Source organism: Metapseudomonas resinovorans DSM 21078 (assembly GCF_000423545.1).
GTDB classification, from domain to species: domain Bacteria; phylum Pseudomonadota; class Gammaproteobacteria; order Pseudomonadales; family Pseudomonadaceae; genus Metapseudomonas; species Metapseudomonas resinovorans.
This window is the reverse complement of sequence record NZ_AUIE01000002.1, coordinates 12,219-25,583: the sequence shown is the minus strand read 5'-3', so window position 1 is coordinate 25,583 and position 13,365 is coordinate 12,219. Positions and strand designations below refer to the sequence as shown.

The 13,365-nt window shown below is 60.1% G+C and carries 13 protein-coding genes; 1 reads left to right on the top strand and 12 read right to left on the bottom strand.

The window, feature by feature from the left end; all coding sequences use genetic code 11:
- Positions 1–191 precede the first annotated feature (191 nt).
- The 8 genes from G559_RS0102680 to G559_RS30215 form a co-directional block, all read right to left on the bottom strand.
- The gene (locus G559_RS0102680; RefSeq protein WP_028626765.1) at positions 192–1,565 is read right to left on the bottom strand and encodes a sigma-54-dependent transcriptional regulator; all 1,374 of its coding nucleotides are present in this window, start codon (positions 1,563–1,565) and stop codon (positions 192–194) included.
- Entirely contained in the window at positions 1,562–3,373 is a 1,812-nt protein-coding gene (locus tag G559_RS0102675; RefSeq protein ID WP_028626764.1) for a sensor histidine kinase, read from the bottom strand. Before G559_RS0102675 ends, G559_RS0102680 begins: the two co-directional genes overlap by 4 nt.
- A gap of 137 nt (positions 3,374–3,510) precedes the next feature.
- Positions 3,511–4,374 carry a dTDP-4-dehydrorhamnose reductase gene (gene rfbD, locus G559_RS0102670; RefSeq protein ID WP_028626763.1) on the bottom strand — a complete coding sequence of 288 codons (864 nt, stop codon included), beginning with the start codon at positions 4,372–4,374 and terminating at the stop codon, positions 3,511–3,513.
- The gene (gene rfbC / locus G559_RS0102665; RefSeq protein ID WP_028626762.1) at positions 4,371–4,916 is read right to left on the bottom strand and encodes a dTDP-4-dehydrorhamnose 3,5-epimerase; all 546 of its coding nucleotides are present in this window, start codon (positions 4,914–4,916) and stop codon (positions 4,371–4,373) included. Before rfbC ends, rfbD begins: the two co-directional genes overlap by 4 nt.
- Positions 4,913–5,785, bottom strand: coding sequence for a glucose-1-phosphate thymidylyltransferase RfbA (gene rfbA / locus G559_RS0102660; RefSeq protein ID WP_028626761.1), 873 nt, complete (start codon positions 5,783–5,785; stop codon positions 4,913–4,915). The genes rfbC and rfbA overlap by 4 nt, the downstream gene beginning before the upstream one ends.
- The gene (gene rfbB, locus G559_RS0102655; RefSeq protein WP_028626760.1) at positions 5,782–6,846 is read right to left on the bottom strand and encodes a dTDP-glucose 4,6-dehydratase; all 1,065 of its coding nucleotides are present in this window, start codon (positions 6,844–6,846) and stop codon (positions 5,782–5,784) included. Before rfbB ends, rfbA begins: the two co-directional genes overlap by 4 nt.
- Before the next feature lie 114 nt (positions 6,847–6,960).
- Entirely contained in the window at positions 6,961–7,572 is a 612-nt protein-coding gene (cysC, locus tag G559_RS0102650) for an adenylyl-sulfate kinase (protein ID WP_028626759.1), read from the bottom strand.
- Positions 7,569–8,072: a hypothetical protein gene (locus G559_RS30215; protein ID WP_155945666.1), complete on the bottom strand. Its 504-nt coding sequence runs from the start codon at positions 8,070–8,072 to the stop codon at positions 7,569–7,571. Before G559_RS30215 ends, cysC begins: the two co-directional genes overlap by 4 nt.
- Positions 8,073–8,099: 27 nt before the next feature.
- Here G559_RS30215 and G559_RS30210 point away from each other — a divergent pair, with 27 nt between their 5' ends.
- Positions 8,100–9,077 carry a sulfotransferase family protein gene (locus G559_RS30210; RefSeq protein WP_155945665.1) on the top strand — a complete coding sequence of 326 codons (978 nt, stop codon included), beginning with the start codon at positions 8,100–8,102 and terminating at the stop codon, positions 9,075–9,077.
- 15 nt (positions 9,078–9,092) lie between these two features.
- Here G559_RS30210 and G559_RS0102635 read toward each other — a convergent pair whose 3' ends face one another.
- Genes G559_RS0102635 through gmd form a run of 4 tightly spaced genes read right to left on the bottom strand, consistent with a single transcriptional unit; the run spans position 9,093 to position 13,295 of the window.
- Positions 9,093–10,223, bottom strand: coding sequence for a glycosyltransferase family 4 protein (locus G559_RS0102635; RefSeq protein WP_028626757.1), 1,131 nt, complete (start codon positions 10,221–10,223; stop codon positions 9,093–9,095).
- Positions 10,223–11,368: a glycosyltransferase family 4 protein gene (locus G559_RS0102630; protein WP_036996813.1), complete on the bottom strand. Its 1,146-nt coding sequence runs from the start codon at positions 11,366–11,368 to the stop codon at positions 10,223–10,225. Before G559_RS0102630 ends, G559_RS0102635 begins: the two co-directional genes overlap by 1 nt.
- Positions 11,365–12,261: a GDP-mannose 4,6-dehydratase gene (locus G559_RS0102625; protein ID WP_028626755.1), complete on the bottom strand. Its 897-nt coding sequence runs from the start codon at positions 12,259–12,261 to the stop codon at positions 11,365–11,367. The genes G559_RS0102630 and G559_RS0102625 overlap by 4 nt, the downstream gene beginning before the upstream one ends.
- Positions 12,261–13,295 (bottom strand): GDP-mannose 4,6-dehydratase, encoded by a 1,035-nt coding sequence (gmd, locus tag G559_RS0102620; RefSeq protein ID WP_028626754.1) that lies wholly within the window; start codon positions 13,293–13,295, stop codon positions 12,261–12,263. Before gmd ends, G559_RS0102625 begins: the two co-directional genes overlap by 1 nt.
- Between the last annotated feature and the right edge of the window lie 70 nt (positions 13,296–13,365).

The window sequence follows — 13,365 nt, the reverse complement described above, 5'->3', positions numbered from 1 at the left end:
CATGAGAGGACCCCGTGGCTGGCTTGTGGCCAGGTCGGGGAGAGGTCAGGCACTTGCGAGCCCAGCCTCCTGACCCTGCACCAGGCAGGGATTGCTTCTCGAAGGGCAAGCCTTGTGCCATTGCGGCGAAACCGCTCTGTCTCGGGCTTTCGCGCCAGCGCGGATACGCCGGTTGAGCGGATTATTGCCGATCAATCCTGCTCGTCGGCGGGATTTCCGCCGCTGAAGCTGAGGTTGTGCTTGCGCAGCTTGTCCGAGAGGGTCTTGCGCGGCAGGCCAAGGGCTTCGGCCACGCTGCGCAGCGAGCCATGGGGGCGGGTCAGCTCGGCGGCGATCAGTGCGCGCTCGAAGGCTTCCACCTGTTCGCTGAGGCCACCGTCCACTTTCGGCAGGTCCACCGGCGTGTTGTCCAGGGCCAGGTCCAGGCCGAGGGCAAAGCGTTCCGCGGCGTTCTGCAGCTCGCGCACGTTGCCCGGCCAGGCGTGGGTCAGGAGCAGGGCGCGCTGGCTGCTGTCGAGGCTGCGCGGGGCCATCCCATGACGGCCGCGCGCTGCGTCGGCGAAGTGCTGGAACAACGTCAAGGCGTCTTCACCGCGTTCGCGCAGTGGCGGAATGCGCAGGCTGGCGACGTTCAGGCGGTAATAAAGGTCGGCGCGGAAGCGGCCCTGGTCGGCGGCCTGGCGCAGGTCTTCCTTGGTGGCGGCGATCACACGGATATCCAGGGGGATCAGCTGGTTGGCACCCAGGCGCTCCACCACGCGCTCCTGCAGCATGCGCAGCAGTTTGACCTGGACGTCCAGGCTCATGCTCTCGATTTCGTCGAGGAATACGGTGCCGCCGTTGGCGAACTCGAACTTGCCGATGCGGCGTTTCTGCGCACCGGTGAACGCGCCCTGCTCGTGGCCGAACAGCTCGCTCTCCACCACAGACTCGGCCAGGGCGCCGGCGTTGATGGCGACGAAGGGGCCATCACGGCGTGCCGACAAGTCGTGCAGGGCGCGCGCCACGACCTCCTTGCCGGCGCCGGTTTCGCCGAGGATGAGCACGTCCGCGTTGGTGGCGGCGAGGGCACCGATCTGTTCACGCAGGCGCTGCATGGCCGGCGACTGACCTACGAGACGGCCGCTGAGCTGTTGGCGATCGGACAGGGCCAGGCGCAGGCTGCGGTTCTCCAGCACCAGGCGGCGCAGATCCAGCGCGCGGCGCACGCTGTCCAGCAACTGGTCGCTGGGGAAGGGTTTTTCCAGGAAGTCGTAGGCGCCCGCACGCATGGCCTGCACCGCCAGCGGCACGTCGCCGTGGCCGGTGATCAGCAGGACCGGCAGGTCAGGGTCGCGCTCGCGCAGCTGGCGCAGCAACTCCAGGCCATCGATGCCGGACATGCGGATATCGGTGACCACCACGCCGGGCCAGTCCTTTTCGATCTTCTCCGCCACACCTTGGGCGTCGCCCAGGGCCTGCACCTTGAGGCCGGCCAGGTCGAGGGTCTGGCTGAGGGCCTGGCGCAGGTGCGGGTCGTCATCGATCAGCAACACCTGGGTGCGGGCGTCTAGGGCGTTGGTCATGCAGAGAGGTCCTCGGGGGGCTGTGGGATGACGCCCGGAGCGGCGTTGCGCAGGCGCAGGGTCAGCAGGGCGCCGCCATCGGGGTGGTTGGCGAGCAGCAACTCGCCGCCGAGGGCGCGCATCAGGCTATCGCAGATGGCCAGGCCCAGGCCAAGGCCCTGAGCGCTGGTCTTGGTCGTGAAGAAGGGCTCGCGGGCATGGCGCAGGGCGTCTTCGGAGAACCCGGGGCCATTGTCGCGCAGGTGCAGCTCGACGCCCTCGGCCGTGGTTTCGGCGCTGAGCCAGATGCGCCGTGGCTGGGGCTTTTCCTTCAAGGCGTCGAGGGCATTGGCGAGCAGGTTGCCGAGCACCTGGCGCAGACGGGTTTCACCGGCCTGGACCCAGAGCGGTGCGTCAGGCAGGTCGCGGATCAGTTCCACGTCCATGGCGCGTCGGCGTTTGGCCAGCAGGGCCAGGGCGTCGTCCAGGGCGGGTTGCAGCGCGACACTCTCCGGCGCGTGCCGATCGCGACGGGCGAAGGCGCGCAGGTGGGCGATGATGGACGCCATGCGGCCGGTCAGCTCGCTGATCTGGCGCAGGTTGCCGCGGGCGTCGTCGAAGCGTTCGTGGTCCAGCAGGACGCCTGCGTTGTCGGCGTAGCTGCGGATGGCCGCCAGGGGTTGATTCAGCTCGTGGCTGATGCTCGCCGACATGGTGCCGAGCGCGGAGAGCTTGCTGGCCTGCACCAATTCGTCCTGGGCGCGTACCAGCTCTTGCTGGGCCTGTTCGCGCTCCAGCACTTCGTCCTTCAGCCGGCTGTTCAAGGCTTCGAGGTCCTGGGTGCGTTCCTGCACGCGCAACTCCAGTTCGTGGCGGGCGCGGGCGTCGAGGGCGATACGGTCGAGGTAGTGGCGGCGGCGTTGCATCATCAGGCCGAGCAGCAACAGCAGGGTCAGCAGGGTGGCGCCGCCGATGGCGACGGTGGTCGTCACCTGGCGATCCACCAATTGGCGCGGGGCGAGGATGCTGGCGGTCAGGCCGGTTTCCTGCAGTTCCCGGCTCTGGGTCATCCAGGCGTTGTCATCGAGCTTGAGCGGTGGCGGTGATTGCGTCGGATAGGGCTGGTTGGCGGCGATGGCAGCGCGCTCGGCATTGTCCAGCGATCGCGTGGCGTGGAAGCGCCAGTCGCTGCGCGAGGAGATGATCACCACGCCGTTGGCGTCAGTCACCATGAGCTGCTCCGGGGTATTGCCCCACAGCGTCTCGGCATCGTCCAGGTCCACCTTCACCACCAGGATGCCGATGATCCGTGCCCCATCGCGCACCGGGCTGGCGAAGAAGTAACCGCGCTTGCGCGAGGTGGTTCCCAGGCCGAAGAAGCGACCCTGCTTGCCGGACAAGGCTTCGCGGAAGTAGGGGCGGAAGGTGAAGCTGCGGCCGACGAAGCTGTCTGACTGATCCCAGTTGGAGGAGCTCAGGGTGAGACCGGCAGGGCTCATCAGGTAGATCACGTCGGCCCCGGTATCCTTGCGGACTTCGGCCAGCACGCGATTGGCTTCGGCCTGCAGGGCCGCGCTGTCGGGTGCCGCCAGCAGATCGCGCAGCGGCGGCAGGTCGGCCAGGATGGGCGGCAGGACCTCGTAGCGGTGCAGAGTGCCCAGCAGGTTGGCGACGTAGAGGTCCAGGGTCTGGCGATTCTGTTCAGCCAGGGACTCGCTGTAGTAGCGCTCGCTGAAGTGCTGCAGCGGCCACAACAGTGGCGCCAACAGCAGCGCCAGCAGCACCAGGCTGCGCCAACGTGGGCGGTGGGGAGTGGGGATGGCAGTCATGCGGTCACTGTGCGCCGGTCGATGAAGCGCATTATGGCATCGCGGCAGCGGGCTGTTGCCAGGAAAGTCCCGCGCGGAGAAGGGGGGGAGCGCGCTTGCTGCGAAGATTCGCGAGCAAGCTCGCTCCTAGGTTGGCGTCAGCTTCTGCGTAGGCATTCCGCCAGGGCGACGCGCCAGTCTGGCAGGGCTACCTGCCAGTCCCGCTGCAGCTTGCTGCCGTCGAGTCGCGAATTGAGCGGGCGCTTCGCCGGCGTTGGGTACTCGCTGGAGGGGATGGCCACCAGGTGTGCGCAGGGCTTGCCGGCGGCCTTCAACTGCTCGGCAATGGCGCTGGCAAAACCGAACCAGGAGGTCTCTCCCTGATTGGTCAGGTGGTAGACGCCCCAGTGCTGGTTGCCCGCTTGCCACTGGTCCATCAGTTGGAGCGTGGCCTCGGCGATGCTGCCCGCCCAGGTCGGTGCGCCAACCTGGTCATCCACCACACGCAGCTCTTCGCGCTCCTGCAGCAGGCGCTGCATGGTGAGCAGAAAGTTGCGTCCGTGTAGGGAGTAAACCCAGCTGGTGCGCAGGATCAGGTGCTGGCCGCCGACCGCCTGGATTGCCTGTTCGCCGGCCAGTTTGCTGCTGCCATAGACACCCAGCGGATGGGTCGGGTCGTCCTCGCTGTACAGGCCGGCCTTGCTTCCGTCGTAGACGTAGTCGGTGGAGTAATGGAACAGCGGAACGCCGAGGGCGGCCGCTTCTTCAGCCAGCACGCCGGGGGCCGTGGCATTGATTGCAAAGGCCGCTTCCGAATCGTTCTCGGCCTGGTCTACGGCGGTATAGGCGGCGGCGTTGATCAGCAGGTCGGGCGCCTGGGCACGCACGTGCTGGCGAACTCGCTCGGGATTGGCGAGGTCGAGCTGCTCGCGCCCAAGGGCAATGACTTCTGCCTTGCCGGCCAGGGCGAGCTGGAGTTCCTGAGCCACCTGGCCGTTGTTGCCTGTAATGAGGATCTTCATTCGAACAGGTCCGCGTCCTTGAAGTTGACGCCAGCCTTGTCCTTGGCGGACAGCTGTGGCGCTTCGGCGAGCGGCCAGTCGATTGCCAGGTCCGGGTCGTCCCAGCGGATGCAACGCTCGTGTTCGGGGGCGTAGTAGTCCGTTGTCTTGTAGAGGAACTCGGCGTACTCGCTCAGGACCACGAAGCCGTGGGCGAATCCTTCCGGAACCCAGAGTTGGCGCTTGTTCTCCGCGGAGAGATGCACGCCGACCCAGCGACCGAAGGTCGGGGAGCTACGGCGGATGTCTACCGCGACATCGAACACTTCCCCCTCGACCACCCGCACCAGCTTCCCTTGGGCCTGTTGCAGCTGATAGTGGAGGCCGCGTAGAACGCCGCGCTGGGAACGCGAATGGTTGTCCTGGACGAAGTCGCGTTCGACGCCGGTCGCTTCGGCGAAAGTGCGGGCGTTGAAGCTCTCGAAGAAGAAGCCACGCTCATCGCCAAACACTCGGGGTTCGAGAATCAGTACATCCTGAAGCGCTGTGGTTATGACGTTCACTCATTCTCTCCCGCCAATTTGAACAGATACTGACCGTAGCCGGTTTTGCCAAAAGCCTTGGCTTGAATCAACAACCTTTCCTTGTCGATCCAGCCGTTCTGGTAGGCGATCTCTTCGAGGCACGCAACTTTCAGGCCCTGGCGGTGCTCGATGGTCTGCACATACTGGGCTGCTTCGAGCAGGCTGTCGTGAGTGCCGGTATCCAGCCAGGCGAAGCCGCGGCCAAGGCGTTCGACTTTCAGGTCGCCGCGCTTGAGGTAGGCGTTGTTGACATCGGTGATCTCCAACTCGCCCCGCTCCGACGGTTTCACGGCTTTGGCGATCTCGATGACGTCGTTATCGTAGAAGTAGAGTCCGGTGACCGCGTAGCTGGAACGCGGTTGCTTGGGCTTTTCCTCAATCGAGATTGCCCGGCTGTGCTCGTCGAACTCGACGACGCCGAAACGCTCCGGGTCCTTGACCCAATATCCGAAGACAGTCGCACCCGACGAATTGCCAGCCGCGCGCTTGAGTTGGTCGGTGAAGTGCTGGCCGTGGAAAATGTTGTCGCCCAGGATCAGGCAGACAGAGTCAGTGCCAATGAACTCTTCCCCGATAATGAACGCCTGTGCCAGTCCATCGGGAGAGGGTTGAATGGCGTAGCTGATATGGACGCCAAACTGACTGCCGTCGCCCAGCAGATTGCGGTACTGGGGAAGGTCCTGAGGTGTCGAAATCAGCAGGATCTCGCGAATTCCGGCAAGCATGAGTACCGACAGGGGGTAGTACACCATCGGCTTGTCATAGATGGGCAGCAGCTGCTTGGAAACGCCCAGGGTAATCGGATGCAGTCGAGTGCCGGAACCGCCGGCGAGGATTATCCCTTTCATACTGTTGCTCCCAGTCTTTCACGTTGATAGCTGCCGTCTTGCACGCGACGGCACCATTGCAGGTTGTTCAGGTACCACTCCACGGTCTTGCGCAGGCCGGTCTCGAAGGTTTCCCGAGGCGTCCAGCCGAGCTCGCGCTCGATCTTTCCGGCATCGATGGCGTAGCGCACGTCGTGGCCCGGGCGATCCTTTACGAAGCTGATCAGCTCGTCAAAGCGAGTGATCCCCGCCGGTTTCTGCGGTGCCAGCTCTTCCAGCAGGTTGCAGATGGCATGGACCACATCAAGGTTCTTCTGCTCGTTGTGTCCGCCGATGTTGTAGGTCTCGCCCACTTCGCCGCGGGTGACGACTTCGAGCAAGGCTCGAGCGTGGTCCTCGACGAACAGCCAGTCACGGATCTGCTGGCCATTGCCGTAAACCGGCAGCGGCTTACCCTCAAGGGCGTTGAGGATCATCAACGGGATCAGCTTCTCGGGGAAATGATAGGGGCCGTAGTTGTTCGAGCAATTGGTCAGCAGTACCGGCAGCCCGTAGGTGCGATGCCAGGCGCGAACCAGGTGATCGGATGCGGCCTTGCTGGCCGAGTAAGGCGAGCTGGGCGCATAGGGCGTGGTTTCGGTGAAAAGGTCGTCCACGCCGTGCAGGTCGCCGTACACCTCGTCCGTGGAAATGTGATGGAAACGAAACGCGGTCTTGCGCTCATCATCCAGACCGAGCCAGTAGGTGCGGACGCTCTCCAGCAGGCTATAGGTGCCGACGATATTGGTCTGGATGAACTCTGCGGGTCCGTCGATGGAGCGATCGACATGGGATTCGGCGGCCAGGTGCATCACGGCATCGGGCTGGAAGCGAGCAAGCGCTTCGCCGACCGCCTGGCTGTCAGCAATGTCGGCCTGGAGGAACTGGTAGCGCGGATAATCCGAGACCGAAGTCAGGGATTCGAGGTTGCCGGCGTAGGTGAGTTTGTCGAGGTTGAGCACCTCATGCTGGGTTTCAGCCAGCAGGTGACGAATCAGGGCCGAACCAATGAAACCGGCTCCGCCGGTGACCAGAATTCTCATATACAGATCCACTCTCGGGCACTATGCCCTGGCTATGTGCATGTCGGCGTTATTGTACGGCTTTGAGATCGCCGGTGATGCCTGTCCGGCATCCTGTTCCATCGATGGCCCGGCTTAGCCTTGCTGGTTGGAGATGACGATGTTCGACTTCAGCATTTCGATCAGCATGTCGACGGAACAGTTGATGTCGTACTGCTGAGTATTGACAGTGAGTGCCGGATCGAGCGGCGGTTCGTAGGGAGAGTTGATTCCGGTGAACTCCTTCACCTCGCCGGAACGTGCCCGCTGGTACAACCCTTTCACATCGCGCTGCTCGCAGACCTCGAGCGGTGTAGCCATATGAACTTCGAGAAAACGGTCCGCGCCTATGATGGTGCGTGCCAGTTCCCGGTCTTCCCTGTAGGGCGAGATGAATGAGGTAACGACAATGAGGCCCGCTTCATTCATCAGCCGAGCAACTTCTGCGACACGCCGAATATTCTCACTCCGGTCTTCCGGTGAGAATCCGAGGTCGCGATTGAGTCCGTGCCGCACGTTGTCGCCATCAAGCACGAAGCACGCGATGCCCATGGAGAGCAGCCGCGATTCTGTCGCAAAGGCAAGGGTGGATTTTCCCGCTCCGCTGAGACCTGTCATCCACAAGGTCGCTGCTGAGTGTCCGAAAAAGTCTTGTCGTGTTTCCCGGGTGATGTGGCCATCTTGCCAGACAATATTCTTTGACTTCATTTTTTCGAGCTCGTTCTTGAATTGTTTGTCGCGTTATGCGGATGTATCGAGTTGAATGTGTTTGGCTTTGCAGTCATTTGAGCCATCTTTGTATGTTTCAACTCGACCAGTACCAGGTTGCAGGTGAATGCATCAGTGCATGAAATGTCGTTCAAGACAGTGATTTCTGATGTTTTAGACGGAATTCCACGTTGTAAGTCACGATTGAATTGCGGGTATTGCTTGTTGTCTCGGATTGTGGTGAGCGATAAGTCACCCTTGTTCAGTGACCAAGCAAGCCCCATGATCTGTGTCGCGTCAACTACTTCGAATGACGAGGTGACGGAGTGTGTGCCGCTGGTCTTCCCCGGAAAAACCGGCAGGAGGCTTCGCTGGTTGCTGGGGCATAATGCGGGAAGCCCGGGTTTGAGGTCGCGAACGGTACCAGTCGGGTGGGACCCGTGATGCAGATTGGCGGGTGAGCGGAAAGCGGTATGCATCTGCTCTGGATGGTTGAACATTTTTACTGATTCAAGAGGCTGGACAGCATGATTTCGCGTGACAATGTCATTTCGGGTTATCGCTTGATTCTTGGGCGTGAACCTGAAAGTGACGCGGCCATTGATTACCATTGCCAGCATGAGAGTTTGTTTGAGTTCAGGAAGGTACTTCTGGAGTCCGAGGAATTTTCCCAGTTGTACCCTCGCGTCTCGCGCCAGAAGACAGATGTCCCATTTCCAGAGTGGAATGATATAGGGGGCTCTCGCCTGGTTTTCATGCATAGTCCAAAGACTGGCGGTACAACGTTGCATCATCTTCTTCTTGGTCGGTATAAAGAGGAAGTGGTCTGTCCAGAAAGATTCAATGGGCTAAAGAATCATGCCGCTGGGGTGCTTGCGAAATACCGATTCTTCTCTGGGCATTATGATCTTGTTTCATGTCAGCTGATTCCTGGCGAAAAACAAATCGTAACCTTTCTCAGGGAGCCTGTGTCTCGCCTTGTATCGCTGTATAACTTCCTGAAAGCGCACCGTCCCGATGTTGTCGAACGTAATAATTGGGAGCTTGCGAAGCTGGCGTCGAATCTCAGTGCAGATGAGTTCTTTAGCCATCCTTCGGTCAGGACGCATCCATACATAGACAATGGCATGACGCGTGCACTCGTTGCGTCACTACCGATAGAGGTGTGGCCCGTCATCGATGCCAGTACTCCTCTTTCCGATGTTTCCGGGGCAGGCAAGCAAGCGCTCGAGCAACTGTCTGCCTTGACCGCATTTGGATTACTTGAGCGTTACGAGGAGTCAGTGAGCCTGATATTCGACAGCCTTGGATTCGACAGACCTGAATCGATAGAAAACAAAATGGTGCTGTCTGATCTGATCGCAGGTGCCGGAAACTATCGAACTGTCGAGGTCGCGAAAGAGTCACCGGAGCTGAGGTCAATCGTCGAAGAACTGGTACCTGCGGACCTTGAGCTGTATTCAGGTGCCATGGAGCTGTTCGAACAGCGGCTCCATCAGGCGTGATCCTGCTGCACGCATTCATTTGCCTGTATGCGCCTGATTCGCCAGTACTTTCCGATAAAGCTCGACATAGGACTTCGTCATCTGTTCAGCGGTGAACAGATGCTCGAAGCGTTGCTTGGCGCTTTCCCCCATTTGCTTGGCAAGTTCCGGAGCGTTCCATAGCGTGGCCATCGCGTGACGTAGCGCCAGCGGGTCGCTTGGGGGGATGACGAGTCCGGTTTCCCCGTCGATGTTTATATAGGTCGTGCCGGTGCCAATCTCGCTGGAAATGAGAGGCTTGCCGTACATCGCGCCTTCGAGAAGCGAGATGCCGAATGCTTCTGAACGCAGATGTGACGGAAAGGTCACGGCGTAGCACAGTTGAAAGAGAGCTGCCTTGTCTTCCTCGCTCACCTTTCCGACAAAGTGCAGATTCTTCAAATTCAGGCGCGCGGCATGCTGCTTGAGCTCATCCTCCATCGGGCCTGCTCCGGCAATCACTACGGGGTAGTCCGTCGTGGCCATTGCCTCGAGCAGAATATGCAGGCCCTTGTAGTAGCGAAGTACTCCCAGGAACAGGAAAAAGCGCTCCCCTACTCTCGACCGCCAACGTTCCAGCACTTCGGCATCGGGCTGCGCATAAGTGTTCCGGTCCAGGCCATAGGGGATAACACTTACCTTATCCGGGTATTTCCTTAGAACCGGGCTGCTTCTTATGTAGTTGGGCGAAGCCGCAACAATGCAATCGATTTGCGATAGAAACCGGTGCATAAGGGGGCGATAGAGCTGGAGAAGGTACTTCTGCCGAACAATGTCCGAGTGATAGCTGAGGACAGTTGGTTTCTTCACTCTCGTGGCGAAATGAACGACATCCATGAACGGCCATGGAAAATGGTAATGCACGAGGTCGACCTGGCTGGCAAGCCTTGAAAAGTCCCTGAATGCCGACACGGAAAAACCTGTCGACAACGCATGGAAGTCCAACTTGGAGCGGTGGACTACATGGTTCGCGACTTGCTGATCCCTGGCTTCCCCTGTGTTGCTCAGGTAGAGCACTTCGGAGTCTACGCCGTATTGAATGCCACCTTCCGCCAATTGGAAGATCGCCTGCTCTATGCCGCCGAAGCTGTCGGGGTAATAGGTCTTGTAGAAGTGTAGGACTCGCATCAATCGCTCATTACGCCTTCGTAAACATCGAGCGTACTGCGCGCGCAGTTCCGCCATGAAAAGGATCCTGCACGATCCAGGCCTGACTCTCGGGCGTAGGACCGCCACGGTTCGTCCTGCAAACCCCTGGCAATATGTGTGCTCAGAGTGTCCACATCTTCAGGTTCGACCATCAGGGCTGCGCCTCCTGCCACTTCGGGTAAAGAAGAGCTGTTGGAACAGACAACGGGAACGCCAGAGCTCATGGCTTCCAGGACAGGGAGGCCGAATCCTTCGTAACAGGACGGGAAGCAGAACAGCCGGGCGCCTGCAATGAGGAACGGCAAGTCTAAGGCCGGCACGAAGCCCAGATATCTGGCCCACCCCTGCCGAGTAGCACGCTCGATTGCTGCATGAATCTCCTCACTCTGCCAGCCGTGGTATCCGGCCAGGATCAGTGGATAGCGTCGGCGCAGCGAGAGCGGCAGGCACTCATAAGCGGCCAGAAGGTTCTTCAGGTTCTTGCGCGGCTCGATTGTTCCAACATAGAGGCTGTAGCCTGCCGGCGCCAGGTTGTACTTCGACAGGATAGGCGCGAGTTCGGCCACTGAGCGAGGATGGAACTCTTCACTACTGGCCAGCGGGACGGCGAAGACTTTCGTCAAGGGCAAGCCAAAGTAGGCGGCCAGTTCCCGCCGATTGAACTCGGAATCCGTAATGAATGCATCTGCCCGCTTTACTGCCAGCTCCAATTCCTTTTGCATGAAGCGTCTGCGCTCCGGGGGGATGCAATCAGGCCAGGTAAAGGGCGACAGGTCGTGAAATGTGGTGAGCCTGCGGCCCGGAAAGGGAGGCAGGTAGAAATTCGGGCTGTGGAACAGGAAGTCCTGATAGTCACGCAAGGCACGTTGCTTGATTACCGGGGTGATTAGTCGATAGGCCTCAGTGGCAAGTCGGCTCTTCTGAACCCATCCTTTCAGTTGATGAACTTTGCCAGCACTTTCCACTGCCTCCGGGATGGTATCGAGAAACCGGGTTGCACCAAACAGCAGCAACTCGTCCACGCCCTTGTCCGCCGCAAGTGCCTTGGCCAGCTCGAAGGTATAACGCCCAATTCCCGTCAGTGGAAAACGAATGGGTTCGACCGAAAGTATGACCTTGGTCATTCGGCCTCGAGCATCCAGCGAAGTGTTTCTTCAAGTGGCGGGGTTTCCCAGGCACCAATCAAACGACGTAGCGTCGACGCATCGCCGCAAAGAGACTTGACCTCGTTTGCCCGCACAAAGGCGGGGTTCACCCGAATCTCCATGTGATGGCCAGTGATCGCTTCGCACATGGCGATTACGTCCCGGAGAGAGTGCGTCATACCAGAACAGACATTCACGACTTCACCCGCCGGTTTGTGCTCGACCAGGCGGCGATACGCCTCTGTCAGCGCGCGAACGTCAGTAAAGTCCCGATAGACGTCAAGGTTACCCAGCTCGATATGGGCAGCTTTTCGCCGGAAGTGGGAGACAATTTTCGGGAGTAGGAAGTTATCCGCCTGGCCCACCCCTGTGTAGTTGAACGGCCGAGTGACCAGGATTGGCAAGCGCTCGGTCCACAACCGAGCGGCTGCCTCCATTGCCATCTTGCTCACGGCATAGTCATTGGCAGGGGCTAGAGGCGAGCTCTCGCCAAGCACCCCGGCTGAGGCATTGCCGTAGACGTTGGCGCTACTGGCCAGCAATACGCAATCCGGAGTCTTGCCCATGGCCGAAATGGCTTCGAGGAGATTTCGGGTCCCGATCAGGTTCACCTGGTAGAACGCATTCGCGTCGCCGTGACCCACGAAGGCCACGGCTGCCAGATGGATGATGATGTCGGGTTGAACCTCAGCCAGGCAGGCCTTGAGCGCCTCAGCATCGGCAAGGTCGGCCTGGTAATAGCCAGGCGAGTTGCCGGGTTGCGAGCCAATGCCGCTAACGCGGTAGCCGTGGTTGCGAAGCTCCGTGGCCATGTAACGGCCGGTAAAACCCTGTGCTCCGGTGATAAGGACCTGCTTGGCTGTGTCGATCATCAGAAAGAAAATCCGCTCTGGTTACGCCGTAGGTCGGCCTCAACCATCATTTGGCACAGCTCTTCCAGATTGGTTCGCGGTTCCCAGCCCAGTTCCTTCTTCGCTTTTTCAGGGTTCCCGATAAGCAGTTCAACCTCCGCCGGGCGATAGAACTTCGGATTTATCGCGACCAACACCTTCCCGCTGGAAGCATCGAGTCCTTGTTCGTTTTCGGCTTCGCCACGCCACTCGAGTTCCGTGCCTACAGCCTTGAACGCCATCGTGACAAAGTCGCGAACCGTCTCGGTGCGGTTGGTGGCCAGCACGTAGGTATCAGGGGTGTCGACCTGCAGCATGCGCCACATGCCTTCCACGTATTCCTTGGCGAAGCCCCAGTCGCGTTTGGCGTCCATGTTCCCGAGCTCCAGGCGATCCTGTTTGCCCAACTGGATGCAGGCTACCGCGTCAGTGATCTTGCGGGTGACGAACTCTTTGCCGCGCAGCGGGGATTCGTGATTGAACAGAATCCCGCTGCTGCCAAAGATGTCATAGGACTCCCGATAGTTGATGGTCATCCAGTGTGCATAGAGCTTGGCCACGCCATAGGGGCTGCGTGGATAGAACGGTGTGCTTTCGATTTGCGGAATGGCCTGGACCTTGCCGAACATCTCGGATGTGGAGGCTTGGTAGTAGCGGATCTTCGGGTTGACGATGCGGATCGCCTCGAGAAGGTTCACGGCACCGAGGCCGGTAATCTCAGCCGTGGTCAGGGGCTGGTCGAAGGAGACCCCAACAAAGCTCTGCGCGGCGAGGTTGTAGACCTCCGACGGCTGTGCTTTTTCCATCAGGCGGATACTGGCGCTGAGATCGGTCAGGTCATGCTCGACCAGATGGAGATTCGGATCGTTCTTGATCCCAAGCTCTTCAATACGCCAGAAGTTTACTGAGCTGGTGCGACGGAAGGTCCCGTAGACGCTATAGCCTTTCTCCAGGAGAAGTTGGGCCAAGTAGGCTCCGTCCTGACCAGTGATACCTGTGATGATGGCGGATTTCATCGTCATTCCCTACCTTCCTATAAAGTCGAGGCGATTAAAGAACGCTGGCCTCAATTGATTGCATTGTTTT

Bases quoted from the DNA above. Each gene is read 5' to 3' on its own strand.
- G559_RS0102680 (WP_028626765.1), bottom strand. From the start codon at position 1,565: ATGACCAACGCCCTAGACGCCCGCACCCAGGTGTTGCTGATCGATGAC.
- G559_RS0102675 (WP_028626764.1), bottom strand. From the start codon at position 3,373: ATGACTGCCATCCCCACTCCCCACCGCCCACGTTGGCGCAGCCTGGTG.
- rfbD (WP_028626763.1), bottom strand. From the start codon at position 4,374: ATGAAGATCCTCATTACAGGCAACAACGGCCAGGTGGCTCAGGAACTC.
- rfbA (WP_028626761.1), bottom strand. From the start codon at position 5,785: ATGAAAGGGATAATCCTCGCCGGCGGTTCCGGCACTCGACTGCATCCG.
- rfbB (WP_028626760.1), bottom strand. From the start codon at position 6,846: ATGAGAATTCTGGTCACCGGCGGAGCCGGTTTCATTGGTTCGGCCCTG.
- cysC (WP_028626759.1), bottom strand. From the start codon at position 7,572: ATGAAGTCAAAGAATATTGTCTGGCAAGATGGCCACATCACCCGGGAA.
- G559_RS30215 (WP_155945666.1), bottom strand. From the start codon at position 8,072: ATGTTCAACCATCCAGAGCAGATGCATACCGCTTTCCGCTCACCCGCC.
- G559_RS30210 (WP_155945665.1), top strand. From the start codon at position 8,100: ATGATTTCGCGTGACAATGTCATTTCGGGTTATCGCTTGATTCTTGGG.
- G559_RS0102635 (WP_028626757.1), bottom strand. From the start codon at position 10,223: ATGCGAGTCCTACACTTCTACAAGACCTATTACCCCGACAGCTTCGGC.
- G559_RS0102630 (WP_036996813.1), bottom strand. From the start codon at position 11,368: ATGACCAAGGTCATACTTTCGGTCGAACCCATTCGTTTTCCACTGACG.
- G559_RS0102625 (WP_028626755.1), bottom strand. From the start codon at position 12,261: ATGATCGACACAGCCAAGCAGGTCCTTATCACCGGAGCACAGGGTTTT.
- gmd (WP_028626754.1), bottom strand. From the start codon at position 13,295: ATGAAATCCGCCATCATCACAGGTATCACTGGTCAGGACGGAGCCTAC.